The organism is Hydrogenophaga sp., from assembly GCF_019635465.1.
GTDB lineage: Bacteria > Pseudomonadota > Gammaproteobacteria > Burkholderiales > Burkholderiaceae_C > Hydrogenophaga.
In genome coordinates this window covers 195181-215916 of the sequence record NZ_JAHBZK010000007.1, presented here as the reverse complement: position 1 = coordinate 215916, position 20736 = coordinate 195181, and the positions used below count along the sequence as shown (strand labels likewise).

Annotated in this window: 19 protein-coding genes; 12 read left to right on the top strand and 7 right to left on the bottom strand. The window is 67.4% G+C overall.

Annotated elements, in window-relative coordinates:
• From KF871_RS08620 to KF871_RS08605, 4 genes are all read left to right on the top strand, one after another.
• Positions 1–546: acyclic terpene utilization AtuA family protein (locus KF871_RS08620; protein ID WP_291140709.1), on the top strand; the 546-nt coding region annotated here is incomplete at its 5' end.
• A complete protein-coding gene (locus KF871_RS08615; protein WP_291140707.1) occupies positions 543–908 on the top strand; it encodes a hypothetical protein in 366 nt (121 codons plus the stop codon). The genes KF871_RS08620 and KF871_RS08615, both read left to right, overlap by 4 nt.
• A 31-nt stretch (positions 909–939) precedes the next feature.
• Complete coding sequence (locus tag KF871_RS08610) at positions 940–1941, top strand: tripartite tricarboxylate transporter substrate binding protein (protein ID WP_291140704.1); 1002 nt, start codon at positions 940–942, stop codon at positions 1939–1941.
• 36 nt (positions 1942–1977) lie between these two features.
• Positions 1978–2394, top strand: a complete 417-nt coding sequence (locus KF871_RS08605; protein ID WP_291140702.1) for a PPC domain-containing DNA-binding protein — start codon at positions 1978–1980, stop codon at positions 2392–2394.
• Between the two features lie 88 nt (positions 2395–2482).
• Here the strand turns inward: KF871_RS08605 and rpoD are convergent, their stop codons facing one another.
• The 3 genes from rpoD to KF871_RS08590 all read right to left on the bottom strand — a co-directional run bounded on the left by rpoD (position 2483) and on the right by KF871_RS08590 (position 8984).
• Positions 2483–4873 carry an RNA polymerase sigma factor RpoD gene (rpoD, locus tag KF871_RS08600; RefSeq protein ID WP_291140699.1) on the bottom strand — a complete coding sequence of 797 codons (2391 nt, stop codon included), beginning with the start codon at positions 4871–4873 and terminating at the stop codon, positions 2483–2485.
• Between the two features lie 323 nt (positions 4874–5196).
• Positions 5197–7089, bottom strand: a complete 1893-nt coding sequence (gene dnaG / locus KF871_RS08595; RefSeq protein ID WP_291140696.1) for a DNA primase — start codon at positions 7087–7089, stop codon at positions 5197–5199.
• 38 nt (positions 7090–7127) lie between these two features.
• Positions 7128–8984: a gamma-glutamyltransferase family protein gene (locus KF871_RS08590; RefSeq protein WP_291140693.1), complete on the bottom strand. Its 1857-nt coding sequence runs from the start codon at positions 8982–8984 to the stop codon at positions 7128–7130.
• Between the two features lie 165 nt (positions 8985–9149).
• Between KF871_RS08590 and KF871_RS08585 the strand changes: the two genes are divergently transcribed.
• Entirely contained in the window at positions 9150–11069 is a 1920-nt protein-coding gene (locus tag KF871_RS08585) for a GspE/PulE family protein (RefSeq protein ID WP_291140690.1), read from the top strand.
• A gap of 16 nt (positions 11070–11085) precedes the next feature.
• Here the strand turns inward: KF871_RS08585 and KF871_RS08580 are convergent, their stop codons facing one another.
• Together KF871_RS08580 and KF871_RS08575 are read right to left on the bottom strand one after the other, a co-directional pair.
• Positions 11086–11844 carry a 3-hydroxyacyl-CoA dehydrogenase gene (locus KF871_RS08580; RefSeq protein WP_291140687.1) on the bottom strand — a complete coding sequence of 253 codons (759 nt, stop codon included), beginning with the start codon at positions 11842–11844 and terminating at the stop codon, positions 11086–11088.
• A gap of 93 nt (positions 11845–11937) precedes the next feature.
• On the bottom strand, positions 11938–12618 hold the full coding sequence (locus tag KF871_RS08575) for a hypothetical protein (RefSeq protein WP_291140684.1): 681 nt from the start codon (positions 12616–12618) through the stop codon (positions 11938–11940).
• 204 nt (positions 12619–12822) lie between these two features.
• On the opposite strand from KF871_RS08575, the gene ppk2 reads away from it, so the two are divergent.
• Positions 12823–13731, top strand: coding sequence for a polyphosphate kinase 2 (ppk2, locus tag KF871_RS08570; RefSeq protein WP_291140681.1), 909 nt, complete (start codon positions 12823–12825; stop codon positions 13729–13731).
• 57 nt (positions 13732–13788) lie between these two features.
• Here ppk2 and KF871_RS08565 read toward each other — a convergent pair whose 3' ends face one another.
• Complete coding sequence (locus tag KF871_RS08565) at positions 13789–14844, bottom strand: extracellular solute-binding protein (protein WP_291140678.1); 1056 nt, start codon at positions 14842–14844, stop codon at positions 13789–13791.
• Positions 14845–14945: 101 nt separating this feature from the next.
• Between KF871_RS08565 and KF871_RS08560 the strand changes: the two genes are divergently transcribed.
• Positions 14946–15875 (top strand): patatin-like phospholipase family protein, encoded by a 930-nt coding sequence (locus tag KF871_RS08560; RefSeq protein ID WP_291140675.1) that lies wholly within the window; start codon positions 14946–14948, stop codon positions 15873–15875.
• Between the two features lie 22 nt (positions 15876–15897).
• Here KF871_RS08560 and KF871_RS08555 read toward each other — a convergent pair whose 3' ends face one another.
• Positions 15898–16554: a phosphatase PAP2 family protein gene (locus KF871_RS08555; RefSeq protein ID WP_291140672.1), complete on the bottom strand. Its 657-nt coding sequence runs from the start codon at positions 16552–16554 to the stop codon at positions 15898–15900.
• 269 nt (positions 16555–16823) lie between these two features.
• Here KF871_RS08555 and KF871_RS08550 point away from each other — a divergent pair, with 269 nt between their 5' ends.
• From KF871_RS08550 to KF871_RS08530, 5 genes are read left to right on the top strand one after another with little or no spacing between them, the layout of a single operon-like run.
• Complete coding sequence (locus KF871_RS08550; protein WP_291140670.1) at positions 16824–17063, top strand: acyl carrier protein; 240 nt, start codon at positions 16824–16826, stop codon at positions 17061–17063.
• A gap of 2 nt (positions 17064–17065) precedes the next feature.
• A complete protein-coding gene (locus KF871_RS08545) occupies positions 17066–18325 on the top strand; it encodes a beta-ketoacyl synthase (RefSeq protein WP_291140667.1) in 1260 nt (419 codons plus the stop codon).
• A gap of 25 nt (positions 18326–18350) precedes the next feature.
• On the top strand, positions 18351–18638 hold the full coding sequence (locus KF871_RS08540) for a phosphopantetheine-binding protein (protein ID WP_291140664.1): 288 nt from the start codon (positions 18351–18353) through the stop codon (positions 18636–18638).
• The gene (locus tag KF871_RS08535) at positions 18635–19297 is read left to right on the top strand and encodes a hypothetical protein (RefSeq protein WP_291140661.1); all 663 of its coding nucleotides are present in this window, start codon (positions 18635–18637) and stop codon (positions 19295–19297) included. The genes KF871_RS08540 and KF871_RS08535 overlap by 4 nt, the downstream gene beginning before the upstream one ends.
• Positions 19294–20703 (top strand): AMP-binding protein, encoded by a 1410-nt coding sequence (locus KF871_RS08530; protein WP_291140658.1) that lies wholly within the window; start codon positions 19294–19296, stop codon positions 20701–20703. The genes KF871_RS08535 and KF871_RS08530 overlap by 4 nt, the downstream gene beginning before the upstream one ends.
• The last annotated feature ends 33 nt before the right edge of the window (positions 20704–20736 follow it).

Sequence of the window (20736 nt, the reverse complement as noted above, 5' to 3'; positions counted from 1 at the left end):
GATCCGCGCGCGTACCTCACGCCGGATGTGGTTGCCGACATCGGCGAGGTCGACGTCGAAACGCTGAGCGCCGATCGCGTGCGCGTGAGCGGGGTGCGTGGCCACCCGAGACCGGCAACGCTCAAGGTCAATGTGTGCCACGCCAGCGGCTGGCTGGCCGAAGGCGAGGTGTCCTACGCGGGCGCGCGTGCGACTGCCCGCGCACGGCTTGCCGCCGACATCGTGCGAGAGCGCCTCGGTGCGACGGTGCCGCTGCGGGCCGACCTTATCGGCGTGGCCAGCGTCTGGGGCGACGACCAGGGGCGCTGGCTGGCCGGCCTCACGGCAGCGCGGGCCGAAGATGTGCGCTTGCGTCTTGCCATGCGCCACGCCGACAAGTCGCAGGCCGAGCGTTTGCTGCGCGAGGTGACGGCGCTCTATACCTGCGGCCCGGCTGGTGGCGGCGGCATTCGCACCAGCCTGCGGCCGACGCTGGGCACTTTGTCGGCCCTGGTCTCGCGTGAGCAGGTGCCCACACGCCACGTGATGGTAAAGGCCGACGCATGACAGAACCCCTGATCACCGTGCCGCTGTGGCGGGCCGCCCACGGGCGCACTGGCGACAAAGGCAATCGATCCAACATCTCGCTGATCGCGTGGAGCCCCGAGCTGTTCGCGTTGATCGAAGCGCAGATCACGGCGCAGAAGGTGCGCGAGCTCTTTGCGCACCGCCAGCCCAGCGGTGTGCAGCGTTACGTGCTGCCACGCCTGCAGGCGATGAACTTCGTGCTCGACGAGGTGCTTGATGGCGGTGTCAACGACTCGCTCAATCTCGACAGCCATGGCAAGGCGCTGTCCTTTCACCTGCTTGCCATGCCCTTGCAGGTGCCGACCAGTTTGATTTCGCAGTTGCGCGGCACTGCCGTGTGACGACCTTTCCCCAGAACCACAGGAGACACACATGACCCGCCTCACCCCATTTCTGTTTGCCCGGCGGACTGCGCTGGCACTGATTGTCTGCACGGCCGCCGCACCATTTGCCGCGTCAACCGCCTTCGCGCAATCGGGCAGCTTCCCCGACAAGCCGATCACCTTCGTCGTGCCCTTTGCCGCTGGCAGCGCCACCGACAGCCTGGCGCGCGCCATCGGCCTTGGCGTGGCGGCCAAAGGCGGCCAACCGGTGGTGGTCGACAACAAGGCCGGCGCCAGCGGCCAGATTGCTGCGCAACAGGTGGCCAAGGCCGCGGCCGATGGGTACACGGTGCTCATCACCACCAACACCACCCACGCGGCCAACGAGCATCTCTACAAAAAGCTCAGCTACGACCCGGTGAAAGACTTTGTGCCGCTGTCCGGCCTGGGCAAGGGCGGGCAGATCCTGGTGGTGCGTGCCGATGCGCCCTTCAAGAGCGTGGCCGATGTGCTTGATGCCGCGCGCCAGGCGCCGGGCAAGCTGTCGTTTGGCAGCGGCAGCTCGTCCAGTCGCGTGGCGGGCGAGTTGTTTCAGCAGATGGCGGGCGTGCAACTGCTGCACGTGCCCTACCGCAGCAACCCGATGGCCATCACCGACTTGCTGGGGGGCCAGATCACCCTGATGTTCACCGACGCCTCCACCGGCGTGCCGCAGATCTCCGCTGGCAAGCTGCGCGCTCTGGGCGTCACCTCGCAACGCCGCATGGCGGTGCTGCCCGAGGTGCCCACGATCGACGCCTCGGGTGTGAAGGGCTACGACATGGGCTACTGGTTTGCCGCCTATGCCCCGGCCGGCACGCCTGCGCCGGTGGTGGCCCGTCTCAACGCGCTGATCGTCGACGCCCTCAAGGGCGCGCCGGTGCAGCAGTTCTTCGCCACCAGCGGTGGCGAGGTGTTCCCCACCACGCCCGACGAGCTGGCCAGGTTCCAGGCCGCCGAAACCGCCAAGTGGGGGCGCGTGATCAAGGCGGCGGGCATCGAGCCGGAGTGATCGCGCTGGAACGACCCGTGGGGCATCATGCTGGGCATGAGTGTCCCTTCAACTTCTTCCACGCCCCTGCGTCTGATGCCGGGCGAAGACCTGCGCGATGCCCTGCAAGCCGCTGTTCGCGCAAAAGGCCAGCAGGCGGCGTTTGTGGTGGCGGGCATCGGCAGCCTGATCGATGCGCAGCTGCGGCTGGCCGCTGCCGATCGCGCGACGGTGGTGCCCGGGCCGAGCGAGATCCTCTCGCTCAGTGGCTCGGTGGGCGCCGACTACACGCACCTGCACATGAGCCTGTCGGATGCGCAAGGCCGGGTGTGGGGTGGGCATGTGCTGCCGGGGTGCGTGGTGCGCACCGCGGCTGAGGTGTTGATCGCCTGGCTGCCCGATTGGGCGTTTTCGCGCGAACCCGACCCGGCCACCGGATACGCCGAACTGGTGGCGCGGCGGCGAGACCTCTGAGAGGGGCTGCTTCACGCCGCAGCAAAAAAGAGGGGAGCCACTGGCTCCCCTTTGGTCTGGCGACGCGCCTGTCGATCAGCGCCCGTGATCAGAGCGAATCGATGAAGCTGCGCAGCTTGTCGCTGCGGCTGGGGTGCTTGAGCTTGCGCACCGCCTTGCTCTCGATCTGGCGGATGCGTTCGCGCGTGACGTCGAACTGCTTGCCCACTTCTTCCAGCGTGTGGTCGGTGGACATCTCGATGCCGAAGCGCATGCGCAGCACCTTGGCTTCGCGCGGGGTGAGGCTGTCGAGGATTTCCTTCACCACCTCGCGCAGGCCGGCCTGCATGGCGGCCTCGATCGGGGCGGTGTTGGTGGTGTCCTCGATGAAGTCGCCCAGGTGCGAATCGTCGTCGTCGCCGATGGGGGTTTCCATCGAGATCGGCTCCTTGGCGATCTTCATGATCTTGCGGATCTTGTCCTCGGGCATCTCCATCTTCTCGGCCAGGATGGACGCATCGGGCTCGAAGCCGAACTCCTGCAGGTGCTGGCGGCTGATGCGGTTCATCTTGTTGATGGTCTCGATCATGTGCACCGGGATGCGGATGGTGCGCGCCTGGTCCGCGATGGAGCGGGTGATGGCCTGGCGGATCCACCAGGTGGCGTAGGTCGAGAATTTGTAGCCGCGGCGGTACTCGAACTTGTCGACCGCCTTCATCAGGCCGATGTTGCCTTCCTGGATCAGGTCGAGGAACTGCAGGCCGCGGTTGGTGTACTTCTTGGCGATCGAGATCACCAGACGCAGGTTGGCCTCGATCATTTCCTTCTTGGCGTCGCGCGACGAGGCTTCGCCTTCGTTCATGCGCTTGTGGATCGCCTTGAGGTGCTCGATCGGCACGACCACGCTGTTCTGGATGTCGATCAGGCCCTGCTGCAGCTCCTGCACCGGCGGGATGTTGCGCTCGAGCACGACGCTCCAGGACTTGCCAGCGGCGGCCTGCTTCTCGACCCACTTGAGGTTGAGCAGGTTGGGCGGGAAGTCCTTGATGAAGGTCTCCTGCGGCATGCCGCACTTGTCGACGATGATGCGGCGCAGCTCGCGCTCTTTCTTGCGCACCTCGTCGACCTGACCGCGCACCGTGCTGCACAGCTTCTCGATGGCCTTGGCGGTGAAGCGGATGGTCATCAGCTTCTCGGTCAGGGCGTGCTGGGTCTTGGTGTAGTTCGCACTGCCGTAGCCTTCCTTGTCGTAGGCCTTGTGCAGCTTCTCGAACATGCCTCGCATGGCGTCAAAGCGCTCCAGCGCTTCGCGCTTGAGTTCTTCGAGCTTGCGGGTCAGCGCCTTGGAGCCGCCCTTGCCATCGTCGTCGTCGGCTTCGTCGTAGTCGTCGAAGTCTTCCTCTGCCACGTAGTCATCGGCCTCGTCGGCGTCGGCAAAGCCGTCCACCACGGTGGAGATGACGACCTTGCCTTCGCGGATCTCTTCGGCCATGGCCAGGATCTCGGCGATGGTGGCCGGCGATTCGCTGATGGCTTCCATCATGCTGTGCAGGCCGCTCTCGATGCGCTTGGCGATCTCGATCTCGCCTTCGCGCGTGAGCAGCTCGACCGTGCCCATCTCGCGCATGTACATGCGCACCGGGTCGGTGGTGCGGCCGAATTCGCTGTCCACCGTGGACAGGGCGGCTTCGGCTTCTTCCTCGGCTTCTTCTTCGGTGGCGGCGGTGGGGCCGGTGTTGTTGAGCAGCAGGGTCTCGGCGTCGGGCGTCTGTTCGTAGACGGCCACGCCCATGTCGTTGAGCAGGGACACCACGACCTCGAGCGTCTCGGCCTCGACCAGCTTGTCGGGCAGGTGGTCGTTGATCTCGCCGTGCGTGAGGTAGCCGCGGGTCTTGCCGAGCTTGATCAGGGTCTTGAGGCGTTCGCGGCGGGCGCGGGCTTCTTCTTCGGACAGGATGGTTTCATCCAGTCCGAATTCCTTCATCAGCGCGCGCTCTTTGGCCTTGCTGATCTTCATGCGCAGCGGCTTGGCCTTCTCGGCCGGCTGCGCTTCCTCGACCACCTCTTCGGTGACGTCCTCGCCCAGATCGCCGTCACTGTCGACGTCGTCCATGTCGCCCAGGTCGTCGCCCATGTCCTCTTCGGACTTGCCGGCGGCGGCTTTGCCGGGCTTGCGACCGCGCTTGGCAGCGGGCGTGGACTTCTCCGCGGCGGCCTTGGCCGGGCGGCCGGGTTTTTTCTTGGCCGGCACCGCGTCGTCGAGCAGTTCTTCGCTCAGCGCTTCGGGTTTGGCCTTTTTGGCGGTGGTCTTGGCTTCGGCCTTGGCGGCCGGGGCCTTCTTGGCAGGCGCGCTCTTGGCGGCGGCCTTGGCGGGGGTCTTGGTGGTCACTGCAGGGGCTTTCTTGGGGGTCGCCACCGGTTGGGCTTTGGCCGTTACGGCCTTCTTGGCAGGGGACTTGGCACTGGCAGCTACGGACGCACTGGCTTTCTTCGCGGGCATGGATACCTCAAAAAAAATCGTCGAACGGACCGGCAGAAACTCGTCAGCCGCCAGAAGGCCCCATCAGATGGTGCCGAACCGGTGGATTTGAAGGGCACTCAAGCCCACCACGCGCCGGTGCGGGTGAGCCTGCAAGCTGTGGGGGCGAACATTTGGTGTGCAGTCCTTGCGGGTTTCCGCGCGCCTTCTCACGGGGGAGACAGGCGGGGTGGCCAGGAGGGTGATCCATGTAGCCCTTGCATGAGGGCCGGGCCGGTGCCGGAGGTGCTGCTGTCGCGCTTGCGGTGCAAGGCGTGGATTATACCGGCGCGGTCACGGTTTGGTCACGAGGTCTGCGCCCGGGGCAATTGGGCCTGCATCAGGGCTTTCTGCCGGCGGCTGAGCTCGTACAGACGCTCCATGCGCTGGGGGTCGGAGGCCGGCAACTGGCTGGTCTTGACGATCTCATCGGCAATGGCGTCCAGGTGAATGGCGGTCACCAGCCGGCGCAAATCGTCCTCGCCGATCTCCTCGATCTCGTAGGTCTGGCCCGTGGGCTGCAGGTGGTCCAGGCCGATCAGGCGGGTGGCCAGGTCGGCAAACGGCTGTCCTTCGACGCCCAGTTGCAGCACGGCCCAGGGTTCGGCGCCGTGTTCGTTGAAGCGCACGTCGATCCACGAGAACAGGTCACCGTGGGGTGACTGCAGCTCGCACAGCACGTGGTGGTCGTCGTTGGTCAGCTGGTCCCAGGCCGAGGAGTTGCGCAGCGCCGCCAGGGCAATGTGCTCGGCCATGGCGATCGACTTGGGTTTGATGGCGTGCCGTGCGCCGGCGCCATAGGCGCGCTGCTTGTAGCGCGACTCGGCGCCACGGCCGCCCTTGCCGCCTTTGCCACCGCGGGCCGTGGGCGTTCGCTCGTTGGCCGACAGGCCCCACAGCTCGGGCAGGTCCTGGGGGTCGAGCTGGGCCTTCTCGGCCAGCACGCCCATGAGCTGTCGCTTGAGCGCGCCCTCGGGCAGCGCCTTCCACAGCGGCGCCGCGTTGGTGACCATGCGCGAGCGGCCCTCCATGGTGGCCAGGTCGCAGCCGTCGGCGGCCGCTTCCACCAGAAATTCGCTCAGCGGGACCGCCTGGCGCACGAAGCGCGCGAAGGCCTCGGCGCCGTGTTCGCGGATGTAGCTGTCGGGGTCGTGCTCGGGCGGCAGGAACAGGAACTTCACGCTGCGCGTGTCGGTGGCCAGTGGCAGGGCGGCGTCGAGTGCCTTGCGCGCGGCACGCCGCCCGGCGCTGTCGCCGTCGAAACTGAACACCACCGCTTCGGTGAAGCGAAACAGCTTGTGCACGTGATCAGGCGTGCAGGCGGTGCCCAGCGTAGCCACGGCGTTGGCAAAGCCCAACTGGGCCAGCGCCACCACGTCCATGTAGCCCTCGGTGACCAGGGCGTAGCCGTGCTGGCGGATGGCGGTGCGCGCCTCGAACAGGCCGTAGAGCTCGCGTCCCTTGCTGAACACCGGGGTCTCGGGCGAGTTGAGGTACTTGGGCTCGCCCTTGTCGAGCACGCGGCCGCCAAAGCCGATGCACTCGCCCTTGACATTGCGGATCGGGAACATGATCCGGTCGCGGAAGCGGTCGTAGCGTTTGGCCTGTCCGTCGTGCCCTTGTTCGTCGGCGTGCTCGATCACCAGGCCCGACTCGGTGAGCAGTGGCGAGGCGTAGTCGGGGAACACATTGGCCAGGTGGCGCCAGCCTTCGGGCGCGTAGCCCATGCCGAAGGCCTTGGCGATCTGCCCGGACAGGCCGCGGCGCTTGAGGTAGTCGATCGCGCGCGGTGAGCCCTTGAGCTCCTTCTGGTAGGCGGCGGCCGCTTTCTCCAGCACCTCATTGAGCGTGGCCTGCTGCTGGCGCATTTGCGCAGCGCGTTCTCGCTCTTGTGGCGATTCGCCGTCGTCGGGCACCTGCATGCCGACCTGCGACGCCAGCTCCTTCACGGCCTCGATGAAGCCCATGCCGGTGTGTTCCATCAGGAAGCCGATGGCGTTACCGTTGGCTCCGCAACCGAAGCAGTGATAGAACTGCTTGGCCGGGCTGACGCTGAACGAGGGCGACTTCTCGCCGTGGAAGGGGCACAAGCCCATGAAGTTGGCGCCGCCCTTCTTGAGCTGCACGTAGCGACCCACCACGTCGACCACGTCGACGCGGCTGAGCAGGTCCTGAATGAAGCTTTGCGGGATGGCCATGGGAAGGGCAGGGAGCTTACCCGGTCGCAAGCCCGTCTTCAGTCGCCGCTGACCACACCTTCGCGGCGCGGATCGGCCCCGCCCAGCCAGCGGTCGCTGCGTCGCACCAGCGCCTGAGCGCCGCTGGTGAGATCGACCTGCTGCACCTGGTGGCCGAGCGACTCGAGCGCCTGCACGGTGGCGGGCGCAAAGCGGTCACGCTCAAGCAGAAGCGGCCCGCCCAGGCTGCCGAAGTTGGGCAGGTCCAGCGCGGCCTGCGGGTGCAAACCCCAGTGCAGGCTGCCCCAGAGGGCCTTGGCGGTGAAGTGGATGATCATGGCGCCGCCCGGGCTGCCGGCGCTCATCACTGGCGCCCCCGTGTTGGCGTCGAACACCAGGGTGGGCGACATGGAGGAGCGCGGTCGCTTGCCCGGCTGCACCCGGTTGGCAATCGGGCGGCCAGCCTCGTCGGATGGCGCAAAGCTGAAGTCGGTGAGCTCGTTGTTGAGCAGGAAGCCGCCGGGGCGCGTCGGGTCGGTGGTGACCATCAGGCGAGCGCCGAAGGCGGCCTCGATGGTGGTGGTCATGGACAGGACATGACCCTGACCGTCCACGATGCTGATGTGGCTGGTGCCCGACTCGGGTTGGTCGGGCATGGGTGCCATGGCCACGGGCGTGCCCGCAGGGCGGCCGGGCAGGGCCTGCGGCAGGCGCGTGGGGCCGATCAGCGCCGCGCGCGCGTTGAGGTAGTCGCTGGTCAGCAGGCTCTGCCAGTCGCCGCCAGGAGCGGGCACGAAGTCGGGGTCGGCGACGTAGAGGGCGCGGTCGGCAAAGGCCAGCCGTGAGGCCTCGGTCCAGGCGTGCAGCCAGTCGGCGCCCGGAATGCCATTGCGCAAGGAGGCCATGGCTTGCGGCGTGCGCGATAACAGTCCCAGGATCTGCCCGATGGCGATGGCGCCCGAACTGGGTGGTGGCATGCCGCACACCCGCCACCAACGCGCACCTGCCCTCAGCGGGTGGCACAACGCGGGGCGTTCGCGGGCCTGGTAGTCGCGCAGGTCGGCCAGGCTCAAGGTGCCGGGAAGGTCAGGGTGCTGGCGCACTTTGTCGACGATGGCCTGGGCGATCGGGCCTTCACTCAAGGCCGCCGGTCCGCGCTCGGCGATCTGGCGCAGCACGGCGGCAAGCTCAGGGTTGCGCAACACATGGCCGACCGGCCAGGGGCGGGCGTCGGGCTGAAAGAAGTACGCGCGCGCCACCGGGTCCCTGGGCAATGCGGTCTCGGCCGACAGCAAGGCGTTCAGGCGTGGGCTGACCGCAAAGCCCTGTTCGGCAAGCGCAATGGCCGGCTCAAACAGGCGCGCCCAGGGCAGGCGCCCATGCTGTTGGTGGGCCAGGGCCAGCATGGGCACCGTGCCGGGCACACCCACCGATCGGCCGCTGGCCACCGCGCGGCCAAACGGCATCAGGTTGCCGTTGCCGTCAAAGAACAGGCGTTCGGTGGCGGCGGCGGGTGCGGTCTCCCTGCCGTCGTAGGCCTGCACGCGGCGGCCGTCCCAGTGCAGCAGAAAGGCGCCGCCGCCGATGCCGCTGGACTGCGGCTCGACCAGTGTGAGCACCATCTGCACGGCGATGGCGGCATCGACAGCGCTGCCGCCGGCGCGCAGCACCTGCAGGCCGGCGTCAGCAGCGAGTGGGTTGGCTGCCGCCACCGCCTGCCGCTCGAACGACCAGCCGGGTTTGGCGGTGAAACCCGATGCGGCTTCGGGTGGCGTTGGTGTGGCGGCCGCCGCGGGCGGTTTGGTCGAAATGGTTGAGCAGGCCGTGAGTGCAAACGCCAGGCACAGTGCCAGCCAAGGGGACAGGCATCGTGTTTGGCGCCAGAGGCAGGCGAACGTGTGGACCGGACGGAACATGGACGTGACTTTACGCACGTGGAGGACGTTTGCGTTGGCGGTGCCATCCGTCACCTTGCGGTGCATCAATCGAGCACCGGTGCCGATATCTATCGTGGTCACTGTGCTGCCACGGCCCGCGGGATCGGCTCTCGGGTCAATGGGGCACGCTAAGGAGACGCCACCTTGCGCACCGAATCCATCCAGTCGATCACCGTTGGTCCTCTCGCTCGCGACATGATCGAGCTCGCCGAAGCAGCCGACCAGGCCCGCCATCGTGCCGTGGTTGCGCTGGGCGATGCGCTGGTGCTTGATGGTTGTCTTGACGCGCAGCAGGTGGATGCCTTGCGGCGCGAGAACCCTGACCTGCTGCGCTCGCGCTCACACGAACTGGTCGAGCGGTTTCTGATCACCGACGAAGAGTGGCAGCGCGCGCTGGCTCGGGTGGCGGGACTGCCCGACATCGATGCGGATGCGTTCGAGACCGAGGCGGGCGTGTCTGACTTGCTGCCCGCATCTCAGGCGCGGGGCTTCGAGGTGTTGCCATTGGGTCATTTGCAGGGGCAGTTCGTGGCGGCTTCCTGGCGACCCACCGACGAGACGCTGCATCAGCAGTTGCAGCAGGCCACAGGCCACGCGGTGTGGATGGTCTGGGCCGATCGCGAAGCCATTCAGCGCAGACAGCTGGGGCAGCGAGCACCCATGACGGTTGGAGGTGCCACCGCAGCACCGACCTTGCGCCGCCCGGCACCGGCGTCGGCAACGACCGTGCACCCGGGTGCGGTCGATCAGCTGGCGCTCGACCAACTGGTGGCTCTGGCCGTGGACGAGGTGGGTGCTGGCCCTGAGACACAGAGCGATGCGGCCGGCAGCGATACCGTTGGCATGGTGCAACTCGTCAATCGCATGATTGCCGACGCTCAGCGCACGGGGGCGTCCGATATCCACATCGAGACCAACGTGGGCGAGCGGCTGACGCTGGTTCGCATGCGCCACGACGGTGATCTCGAGCCCTACCTGTCGCTGCCCGCCAGTCTGCGCGCGCCATTGGTGTCGCGCATCAAGATCATGGCCCGGCTGGACATTGCCGAGAGGCGACGCCCGCAAGACGGCAAGATCGATTTCTCGACCCACGGTGGCGCGCCGCTTGAACTGCGCGTGGCGGTGTTGCCCACGCACGATGGGCTGGAAGATGTGGTGCTGCGGCTGCTGGCTTCCAGCCACCCGTTGCCCTTGTCGCGCCTGGGTCTTCAGGCGCGCGATCGGGCGGCGATCGAAGCGCTGTCGCGCCGCAGCTTCGGCATGGTGCTGGCGGCTGGACCCACAGGTTCGGGCAAGACCACCACGCTGCATTCGATGCTGGCGGAGGTCAATACACCGGAGCGAAAGATCTGGACGGCCGAGGACCCGATTGAAATCACCCAGGCTGGTCTGCGTCAGGTGCAGATGAACGACAAGATCGGGCTGACCTTTGCCAGCGCCATGCGCAGCTTCCTGCGCGCCGATCCCGACATCATCATGATCGGCGAGATCCGCGACACCGAGACCGCGAAGATCGCGATCGAAGCCTCTCTGACGGGACACCTGGTCCTGTCGACGCTGCACACCAACAGCGCGTCAGAGAGCGTCGTGCGACTGCTCGATCTGGGCATGGACCCGATGAACTTTGCCGATTCGCTGCTGGGCATCGTGGCCCAGCGCCTGGTGCGCTGCCTGTGCCCGGCCTGCGCCCGGCGGCGCGCGATCACGTCGTCGGATTGGGATGCGCTGGTCGATGAATACCGGGAGGGCTCGTCTCTCACCCGCGACGAAGCGGGGCAGCGCCTGCTCGAAGCGGCCGGCGTCGACTCGCCAACCGACATCCGCATCGGCCACGCGGTGGGGTGCAGCCAGTGCAAGGACAAGGGACACCGCGGGCGCATCGGGGTCTACGAAATTCTTCAGAACGGGCGCGAGATCCGCACTTTGATCCAAGACCGTGCACGGCCGTCGGTGATTTTCGACACCGCCGTGGCACTGGGCATGCGCAGCCTGCGCCACGACGCGCTGGAGAAGGTCGTGCAGGGACTGATCGACCTGCCCCAGGCGCGTACGGCCTACCACTGAGCGAGGGCTGGCCCGATCACTTCGGTGCGAGGCGGATCGCGCCGTCGAGGCGGATCACCTCGCCGTTGAGCATGTCGTTTTCGATGATGTGCTTCGCCAGTTTGGCGTAGTCCTGTGGCGTACCGAGGCGGCTGGGGAAGGGCACGCCGGCGGCCAGGGCGTCCTGCACTTCCTGCGGCATGCCGAACAGCATGGGCGTGCCGAAGATGCCGGGGGCAATGGTCATGTTGCGGATGCCGTTGCGCGCCAGGTCGCGCGCAATGGGCAGCGTCATGCCGACTACACCGCCCTTGGACGCGCTGTAGGCGGCCTGCCCGATCTGGCCGTCGTAGGCGGCCACGCTGGCGGTGCTGATGAGCACGCCGCGCTCGCCGGTGGACTCCGGCTCGTTCTTGCACATGGCCTCGGCGGCCAGGCGGATCATGTTGAAGCTGCCGACCAGGTTGACCATGATGGTCTTGGTGTAGACGGCCAGCGAGTGCGCGCCGTTCTTGCCCACGGTCTTCTCGGCCGGAGCAATGCCCGCGCAGTTGACCAGGCCCATGAGCTTGCCCATCGACACGGCCTTAGCCACGACGGCCTGGCCGTCGGCCTCGTTGCTCACGTCGCATTTGACGAAGGCGCCACCGATGTCCTTGGCCACCGCCTCACCCTTGTCGACCTGCATGTCGGCGATGACGACCTTGCCGCCGTTGGCGGCCAGCATGCGCGCCGTGCCTTCGCCCAGCCCCGACGCGCCGCCGGTGACGATGAATACCTTGCCTGCGATGTCCATGTGTGCTCCTCGTTGTGCCGCAACCGGCGTTTGACGTTGACGTAAACGTCAATTATGCGTCGGTTGGAGAGCGAGGGAACGACGCCCCGAAGCCTAGTGTCGATCGTCGCCACCAAGGATGTCGTCAATGTCCGTCATTGGCTGGGGGGCCTGGGGTGTTGCGGGATTGGGCTCGCGCGCGACTGCCGGCTGGACCTCTGCGCGACCGGCAAGGATGTCGTCAATGTCGATATGCGTTGATTGCACTTCTGGCGCATCCGCAGTTGGCGGCTCGGACTGTCGTGCGCGAACAGGGTATTGCGATGCATCGCCATCGAACCGGATGTCGGCAGCCGTCAGCGGACGACTGCTGGGCCTCTCGCCCACAAACCGGATGTCTTCCGGTGTGACGTCACGCTCAGCGGGCAGGGGCGGGTGCTCGGCGGCCCAGGCCAGGTCCTGTACGCATTGCCGCAGCGCTTCCTGACCCGACGTGGGGTTGAACAGCACGCGGGCGGCCTCTTTGGCTTTTGGGTGGCCGGACTTTTCGATCAGTCGCGCGGCGCCAGCGCTGGCTTGGCTGGTGTCGACTGGCTTGCGCCGTGCAGGCTGCCAGAGCGCACTGTGATTCAGCTCAGGGAAGCTGGCCTTGGATGGGGTGCCCGCAGCGCCCTTGGCATGCAAGACCTTGGTCGACCCGGGATCCGGCCGAACCTGCTCGGTGACGGGTGCCTGGTGAGCGCGAAGGACGGCGGCTGATGCGTTCCGCGCGGGATTGAACGAAGGGATGGTCATGTCTTGGATTGCTGATAGGGCGCTGATGCCGGCTCGTTGGCAGGTTACGGCTTGGTGACAAAGGGCGGGTTGTGGTTCCAACCCGGCAGGCGCCCTGGTGCGCTTGCCATGGGTGCTGAGGGTTCACATGACTGTCACCAAACCGTCACGTCATGGCGCCACACTGCCCGTCCGATCCCTCAGCGCTGCTCCGCCCGGCCCACCATGTCCCCTCAAACCGACGATTTCATGCGCCGCGTCAGCGAAGACCTGATGGACGGCTACGACGAAGAGCTGGAGATGGAGATCGAGGACCGCGACCTCGATGAAGAGGCCGATCCGGCGATTGCGGCCGAGCGGCGCGAGGCGCGTCGGGTGTATTTCCGCGAGCTGTTCCGGCTGCAGGCCGAGCTGGTGAAGCTGCAGGACTGGGTGGTGCACACCGGACACAAGGTGGTGGTGCTGTTCGAAGGCCGCGACGCGGCCGGCAAGGGCGGGGTGATCAAGCGCATCACGCAACGCCTGAACCCTCGGGTGTGCCGCGTGGTGGCGCTGCCCGCGCCCAACGACCGCGAGCGCACGCAGTGGTACTTCCAGCGCTATGTGACGCAGCTGCCCGCCGGTGGCGAGATCGTGCTGTTCGACCGCAGTTGGTACAACCGCGCCGGCGTCGAAAAGGTCATGGGTTTTTGCAACGCCGACCAGGTGGAGGAGTTCTTCCGCACCGTGCCCGAGTTCGAGAAGATGCTGGTGCGCTCGGGCATCCAGCTGGTGAAGTACTGGTTCTCGATCTCGGACGAAGAGCAGGAGGCGCGCTTTCTCGGTCGCATCCACGACCCGCTCAAGCAGTGGAAGCTCAGTCCCATGGACCTGGAGAGCCGCCGGCGCTGGGAGCTCTACACCAAGGCCAAGGAAGAAATGCTGGCGCGCACCAACGTGCCGGAGTCACCCTGGTGGGTGGTGCCGGCCGACGACAAGAAGAAGGCGCGCCTGAACTGCATCCACCACCTGCTGTCACTCATTCCGTACCACGAGGTGGAGCGCGCAGGCATCACGCTGCCGGAGCGCATTCGCCACGAGGGCTACCGCCGCCACCAGGTGCCCGGCGAAATCTACGTTCCGCCGACGTACTGAGCCCGCTACCCATGAAAAAGGCCCGCATCGGCGGGCCTTTTTCATGGTGTGTGCGGGTCACTTGTAGCCGGCGCGGTCCAGCATCTGCTGCACCTTGGTGAGGTTCCTGGCCACCGAGGCCAGCGGCACGGTCTCGGCCTTGAAGTCGTCGCCGCCCATGGCCTTGAGGGCTGCGTTGGCGATCTTCACGCCCTTGGCGGCCGGGAACTCGTTGTTGCCGTTGGCGAAGTACTCCTGTGCCGAGGGGCTGGCGAGGTATTCCATGAAGGCCATGGCGGCTTCGGGGTGCTTGGCGTGGCGGGCCACGGCCGCACCCGAGATGTTGACGTGCGTGCCACTGGTGCCCTGGTTGGGGAACACCACGCGCACGCGCTCGGTCACGGCGCGGTCCTCGGGCTTGTTGGACTTGAGCATGCGCGCGAAGTAGTAGCTGTTGGTCAGCGCCACGCCGCATTCGCCGCTGGCCACGCCCTTGATCTGGTCGGTGTCGCCGCCTTTGGGGTCGCGCGCCATGTTGTCGACCAGGCCCTTGAGCCAGGCTTCACCCTTCTGGTCGCCCAGGCGTTCGACCACGGTGGCAAACAGCGACAGGTTGTAGGGGTGCGAGCCCGAGCGGGTGCACAGCATGCCCTTGAGCTTGGGGTCGGCCAGCTGCTCGTAGGTGGCGACGTCGGCGGCCTTGACGCGGGTCGGGTCGTAGACGATCACGCGGGCGCGGGTGGAAAAGCCGGTCCAGGCCACGCCATCGGGCGTGGCGGCGCTGCGCAGGTTGGCGGGAATGGTGGCGTCGAGCTTGGCCGACTTGATGGGCAGGAACAGGCCCTGCGATTCGGCCACCGCCAGGCGCGCGGCGTCGACCAGCAGGATCACGTCGGCCGGGGAGGCTGCGCCCTCGGCGCGCAGGCGCGCCACGATGCCGGCGTCGTCGGCGTCCACGCGGTTGATTTTGATGCCGGTGGCCTTGGTGAAGTCGCTGTAGAGAGCCTCGTCGGTCTGGTAATGGCGGGCCGAGTACAGGTTGAGCACCTTGTCTTCGGCGTGGGCAGCGGTCCAGCCGGCGCTCAGGGCGGCAGCGGCAAGCAGACTCAGGGTGAAGCGGCGGTTGGTGGTCATGGGGAGGTCTCTCGAATCGAAATCGGCGATCAGGTGAACGGCTTTGGAACAATGTGCGGTTTGCCGGGTTCCAATCTCGGTGCATGCTAACAGAAACGAGAATGGTTCTTAATAAGTGTCTGGGTCGTTGGGCGGGGCTTTTCGCCGCCCTGGTGCTGGCGGGTTGCGCCAGCGTGAGCACGCCGCCGGCGCCACCCGAGGTGGTGGCGCCCGCCCAGCCTGAGCCGCCCGTGGTGCTGACCCGCGCACCGCGCGTGGGGCTCGCACTGGGTGGCGGGGCCGCGCGCGGCTTTGCTCACATCGGCGTCATCCAGGAGCTTGAACGCGCGGGTGTGCGGCCGGACATGGTGGCGGGCACCTCGGCGGGCAGCCTGGTGGCTGCGCTGTATGCCAGCGGCATGACCGGCACCGAACTCGAGCGCAAGGCCCTGCAGATGCAGGAGGCCGAAATCGCGGACTGGTCGCTGCCCATCCTGGGGCGCGGTCTGCTGCGCGGCGAGGCGCTGCAGCGCTATGTGCGCCGCTCGGTCGACAACCGGTTGATCGAAGACATGGCACTGCCGCTGGGCATCCTCGCCACCGACCTGCACAGCGGCCGCGGCGTGCTGTTCAGGCGCGGGGACACCGGCATGGCGGTGCGGGCGTCGAGCTCGGTGCCGGGCGTGTTCTCGCCGGTGTCCATCGCAGGCACGGAGTACGTCGATGGCGGTCTGGTGGCGCCGGTGCCGGTGCGTCAGGCGCGGGACATGGGCGCCGAGGTGGTGGTGGCGGTGGACATCTCCAGCGCGCCGGAGGGCAACACCGCCTCGGGCAGCCTGGAGGTGCTGCTGCAGACCTTCGCGATCATGGGCCAGAACATCAACCGCCACGAACTGGTGGGGGCCGATGTGGTGGTGCGTCCGGCACTCAACGGCATGGGTGGCGCCGACTTTTCGGTGCGTCAGCGCGCCATCGAGGCGGGGCGGCAAGCCATGCGCGCGGCGCTGCCGGCACTCATGCGCGTGCTGGTGGAAAAACGGCAGCCGCTGTGAATGGGGTAGCCGAAGCCGACGCCTAGAACCGGTGATCCCGGTGGCGCATCGACAGCCAGGCGAACAGCAGGCCGACCGCTGCCCCACACACCGCGTCGATCGCCACATGCTGGCGGATCGCCAGCGTCGACCAGACGATGGCCAGGCATTGGGCAACGATGGCCCAGCGCGTCCATACCGGCGCGCCCACGGTGCGCATCTGGCCCAGCAGCCAGAACGTGGCGTGCACGGCGGCCGCGACGTGCAGTGACGGGCAGGCATTGCCCGCGGCGTCAATGCCTTTGAGGAAGGCCAGTTGGGGGTGGGCCGACCAGTCGACGTCGAAGTGCGGGGTCTGGGTGGGCCACAGCCAGAAGATGCCCAGACTGAGGGCGCACATCAGGGCCACCCAGGCGCCGTAGCGCAGCAGCGAGCGAAAGTCGCCAATGAAGGCTGGTGGCAGTGAGACGAAGACCCACAGCCAACCGTAGGCGTACAGCGCCACAGGGGTGACGGGGATCCAGTGATCGAGCGCGAGCGCCGGCACCACGGTCGGCGTGCCGCCGGGGTGCTTCAACACCCAGAAGTAGGCCTGGAAGAACAGCACCATGAAGGCCGCCGTGCCCACGGCCTTGAGGTACCACAGGGTCGCAAAGCGCTGGGCGAGTTGGCGGGACCAGCCCGTGGTGGGGTCGTGCATCGGGTGTGGGGCCGCGAAAGGGACGTCAGACGATCGCGGCGTACTGTAGCCGAGCCCTGTGGTCAGGCCTGTGACGGGCCCATGGTGCGGGGGCATGAAACAGGGGCGCGTCGCTATAATCCGCCGCTTCTTCAGGATTGCTCAGGGCATGCCCGAGTGGTTTGCCCCTGACCACCAGGGCCATCACCGATCCCGCCCGTGTACCGGCCTGATTCATTACTCCAAAGACCGATGACCGCCCGGTGGCAGCGCCGGCGGGAGGGAACGACATGAATGCGCTCGAACTGATCCGCCAGTTCCTGGTTGATCGCCTTGGTGTGGCCGAGGCCGATGTGAAGCCCGACGCCGTGCTGGCCGACCTTGGCGTGGACTCGCTCATGCTGGCCGAGCTGATGTTCGAGGCCGAAGACCGCCTGGGCATCGAGATCGCCTCCGACCAGACGCCGCCGAGCACCGTGGCCGACATGGTGGCCATCATCGAGGCACTGTCGTCGACCAAGACGGGGTAAGGATGACGCGGCGTCGGGTCGCCATCACGGGTCTGGGCCTCGTGAGCCCCTACGGGGCCGATCTCTCCGATTTCTTTGAACGCCTGTGCGCTGGTGAATCGGCCGTGCGCTGGATGGTCACGCAAGACGAGCCGCGTCCGCTGAAGACGCCGTTCGTGCTGTGTCAGGGGTTCGAGCCCGACCGCGTGCTCGGCAAACCACTCGCGTCCATGATGGAGCGCTTTGCCCACCTTGGCATGACGGCGGTCTTCAATGCCTGGCAGGACGCCGCCCTGCCGCGCTCTGCCAAGGACGATGACAGCGACCGTTCTGGCTGGGGCTGCTCCTGGGGCACGGCACTGGGCGGCCTGGCCGCGCATGAGCGCGGCGCCCGCGATCTCTGGCTCAAGGGCCGCGAGCGTGTCTCGCCCTTGTCGGTGGTCATGGGCATGAGCAACGCGGTCAACGCGCACGCGTCCATCCAGCTCGGCCTGGGCGGCGTCAGCAGCAGCCACACAGCCGCTTGTGCCTCGGCGTCGATCGCCATCGGCGAGGCTTACCGGCGCGTGCGCTCTGGCGAGGCCACGGTCATGGTCACCGGTGGCTCGGATGTCTGCCAATCGGTCAGCGTGGTGCGCGCCTGGGAGGCCATGCGGGTCATGGCGCAAGGCGATGAACACACCTCTGCGCAGGCCTGCCGGCCGTTCGCTGCCGACCGCACCGGCCTTGTGCTGGGCGAGGGTGGGGCAGCGCTGGTACTCGAAGACTGGGACCACGCGGTGGCGCGCGGTGCGCGCATCCACGCCGAGTTGATCGGCTACGCCACCAACTGCGACCACAGCCACCTGGTGCGGCCTGATCGTTCAGGTCAGGCGCGCGCCATGCGCGGCGTGCTCGACGACGCGGGCATCACCGCCGATGCGGTGGGCTACATCAACGCGCATGGCACGGCCACACCCGAGGGTGACCCGATCGAGGTGCAGTCCATCGTCGATGTGTTCGGCGCTCGCGCGCCCGGCTTACCGGTCAGTTCCACCAAATCCATGCACGGTCACCTGCTGGGTGCCGCCGGCGCCATCGAAGCCGTCGCCACCGTGATGGCGCTGCGCGAGCAAGCCATACCACCCACCGCCCACCTGTCCGGTCGGCTGGACCCCGCCTGCGAAGGCGTCGACCATGTGCTCGAAGGTCGGCGCGTGAATGGGCTGCGTGTGGCCTTGTCCAATTCATTTGCCTTCGGGGGCAGCAACGCCGTGCTGGCGTTTGCCGCCACTCCCGCCTGACGCCCAAGCGTCCCACGAGGAAACCATGTCGTCCGAGACCGTCGATCCCACCGCCGTCGAACAGCTGCTGCCCGAACTCATCGCGCTGATCATCGAAGCCCTCAACCTGGAGGTGAGCGCCGCCGAGGTCGACCCGGACGCGCCGCTGTACGGCGAAGGCCTGGGCCTGGACTCGATCGACATGCTCGAGATCGCTCTCGTCATTTCCAAGCGCTACGGCTTTCAGATGCGCTCGGACAACGACGACAACCTGAAGATATTCGCGAGCGCGCGGTCCCTGGCCGCGCACGTCGTGCAACACCGCACCACATGAATGCCCTTGGCTGGCTGCGAACCGCCCTGGTCGGCCTGTTGCTGCTGGCCTGGATGTTGGCGTCGCACCTGGGGTCGATCGGCAAAGGGCCTGCCGACCTGAACGCAGCCGTGGCCATCGCCCCCGTGTTGCTGGCCTTCGGCATCGTGATTGCGCGCACTTGTGCACCGGTCTGGCGGGTGGTGCTGTGGCTGCTCTGCCTGGCTCTGTTGTGGGCGCTGTGGCCGGTGCTGCGCACCCAGATCGCGTTGCTGCACTACCTGCCGCACCTGGGCGTTCACCTCGCGCTGGCGGCCTGGTTTGGAGCCTCCTTGCGGGGTGACGGCGACCCGTTGATCACGCGCTTCGCCCGCCATTCAATGGGGCAGTACCTTTCGCCGGCGAAGCTGCGCTACACCCGCCAGGCCACGCTGGCCTGGACGCTGTATTTCGTGATCAACGCGGCGGTGTCCACCGGGCTCTTCCTGTGGGCGCCGCGCGAGGTCTGGTCGGTGTACGGCAACATGCTGACGGGCCCTCTGGTGGGCCTCATGTTCGTGCTCGACGCACTGTGGCGCCGTGTGGTGTTGCCACCTCATGAGCGGCCGACGCTGAAGATGGTGGTGCAGTCCTACCGCCAAGACCTCGCCCGGCGGCGCGCCACGCGGGAGCCGACATGACGGCCGCTGCACGCGCACAGGGCGTCGTCCCATTGCCTGCTGATCCCATGGACGTATCGACGCCGCTGGTCACCGGTCTGGGGCTGGACGACGTGCTGGCCTGGACGCCCGGTGCCGCCGTGACCGTGCGCCAGTACATCGCCGACGCCCAGGCGTTGGCCGGGCGGCTGCCGCCGCAAGGCGATCTGATCAACCTGTGTGAAGACCGCTACCGCTTTGCCGTGGGTTTTGCGGCCGGTCTGCTGCGCCAGCGTGTGAGCCTGCAACCTTCGTCCCAGCTGGCGCACAGCCTGCTGCAAGTGGCTGAGGATCACCCGGGCGCGGTGTGTCTGGTGGAGCGCGACGATGTCGACACGGGCGGCTTGCCGCGGCTGGCGGTCGGTCCCGGTGAGGGTCGACCCGACGCGGTGTACGACATTCCCGCCATCGAACACACCCGGCTGGCGGCGATCCTGTTCACCTCCGGCTCGACCGGGCGGCCGCAGCCGCACCGCAAGCACTGGGGTCGGCTGGTGCGCAACGGGCGTGCCGAGGCAGCAGCGCTGGGGCTGGACCGGCAACCCCATGTCCTGGTCGGCACGGTGCCGGTGCAACACAGCTACGGCTTCGAATCCACCTTTCTGCTGGCCTTGCACGGTGGCTGCGCGTTCTGGAGCGGCAAGCCGTTCTACCCCAGCGACATCGATGACGCGCTGGCCAGGGTGCCTGCACCGCGCATGCTGGTCAGCACCCCGTTTCACCTGGCCAACTGGCTGGCCGCGGGTGTGAGCGGGGGGCGTGTGGAGCGTGTGCTGTCGGCCACCGCGCCGCTGGCCGAGGGCCTGGCCCGCCAGCTGGAGGCGGCCACCGGTGCTGAGGTGCACGAAATCTATGGCTCCACCGAGTCGTCGGCGCTGGCCAGCCGGCGCACCGTGCTGGGCGCGGCCTGGACGCCGATGCGCGACGTGACGCTGCAGGCCGATGGCGATGTGACGCACGCCGAAGGCGGGCACGTCGAAGGGCGCGTGCCGCTGGCCGATTTCATCGAGACCTTGCCCGACGGACGCTTTCTGCTGCACGGGCGCCATGCGGACCTGATCAATCTGGCCGGCAAGCGCACCTCTCTCGCTTACCTCAACCAGCAATTGGCCGGCATCGAGGGCGTGACCGACGCGGCCTTCTTTCTGCCCGACGAGGCCGCTGCCAGCGAGCAGGCCGCGGGGCTCACCCGCCTCGTCGCATTTGCGGTGGCGCCGGGCCTTGGCAGCCAGGCGCTGCTGCAGGCCTTGCGTGCACGCGTGGACGCCATCTTTCTGCCGCGTCCGCTGGTGCTGCTGCCGGCCTTGCCGCGCAATGCCACGGGCAAGCTCACGCGCGATGCGTTGCAGACCCTCTACCGCCGCGAGGTGCTCGGTGAGTCCGCCTGAGTCCTCGGCCCCGGTGACCCCATCGGCGTTGCC

Bases quoted from the DNA above. Each gene is read 5' to 3' on its own strand.
- KF871_RS08560 (WP_291140675.1), top strand. From the start codon at position 14,946: ATGGTTCTTAATAAGTGTCTGGGTCGTTGGGCGGGGCTTTTCGCCGCC.
- KF871_RS08610 (WP_291140704.1), top strand. From the start codon at position 940: ATGACCCGCCTCACCCCATTTCTGTTTGCCCGGCGGACTGCGCTGGCA.
- KF871_RS08605 (WP_291140702.1), top strand. From the start codon at position 1,978: ATGAGTGTCCCTTCAACTTCTTCCACGCCCCTGCGTCTGATGCCGGGC.
- KF871_RS08615 (WP_291140707.1), top strand. From the start codon at position 543: ATGACAGAACCCCTGATCACCGTGCCGCTGTGGCGGGCCGCCCACGGG.
- rpoD (WP_291140699.1), bottom strand. From the start codon at position 4,873: ATGCCCGCGAAGAAAGCCAGTGCGTCCGTAGCTGCCAGTGCCAAGTCC.
- KF871_RS08550 (WP_291140670.1), top strand. From the start codon at position 16,824: ATGAATGCGCTCGAACTGATCCGCCAGTTCCTGGTTGATCGCCTTGGT.
- ppk2 (WP_291140681.1), top strand. From the start codon at position 12,823: ATGTCCCCTCAAACCGACGATTTCATGCGCCGCGTCAGCGAAGACCTG.
- KF871_RS08580 (WP_291140687.1), bottom strand. From the start codon at position 11,844: ATGGACATCGCAGGCAAGGTATTCATCGTCACCGGCGGCGCGTCGGGG.
- dnaG (WP_291140696.1), bottom strand. From the start codon at position 7,089: ATGGCCATCCCGCAAAGCTTCATTCAGGACCTGCTCAGCCGCGTCGAC.
- KF871_RS08590 (WP_291140693.1), bottom strand. From the start codon at position 8,984: ATGTTCCGTCCGGTCCACACGTTCGCCTGCCTCTGGCGCCAAACACGA.
- KF871_RS08535 (WP_291140661.1), top strand. From the start codon at position 18,635: ATGAATGCCCTTGGCTGGCTGCGAACCGCCCTGGTCGGCCTGTTGCTG.
- KF871_RS08540 (WP_291140664.1), top strand. From the start codon at position 18,351: ATGTCGTCCGAGACCGTCGATCCCACCGCCGTCGAACAGCTGCTGCCC.
- KF871_RS08530 (WP_291140658.1), top strand. From the start codon at position 19,294: ATGACGGCCGCTGCACGCGCACAGGGCGTCGTCCCATTGCCTGCTGAT.
- KF871_RS08545 (WP_291140667.1), top strand. From the start codon at position 17,066: ATGACGCGGCGTCGGGTCGCCATCACGGGTCTGGGCCTCGTGAGCCCC.
- KF871_RS08565 (WP_291140678.1), bottom strand. From the start codon at position 14,844: ATGACCACCAACCGCCGCTTCACCCTGAGTCTGCTTGCCGCTGCCGCC.
- KF871_RS08575 (WP_291140684.1), bottom strand. From the start codon at position 12,618: ATGACCATCCCTTCGTTCAATCCCGCGCGGAACGCATCAGCCGCCGTC.
- KF871_RS08555 (WP_291140672.1), bottom strand. From the start codon at position 16,554: ATGCACGACCCCACCACGGGCTGGTCCCGCCAACTCGCCCAGCGCTTT.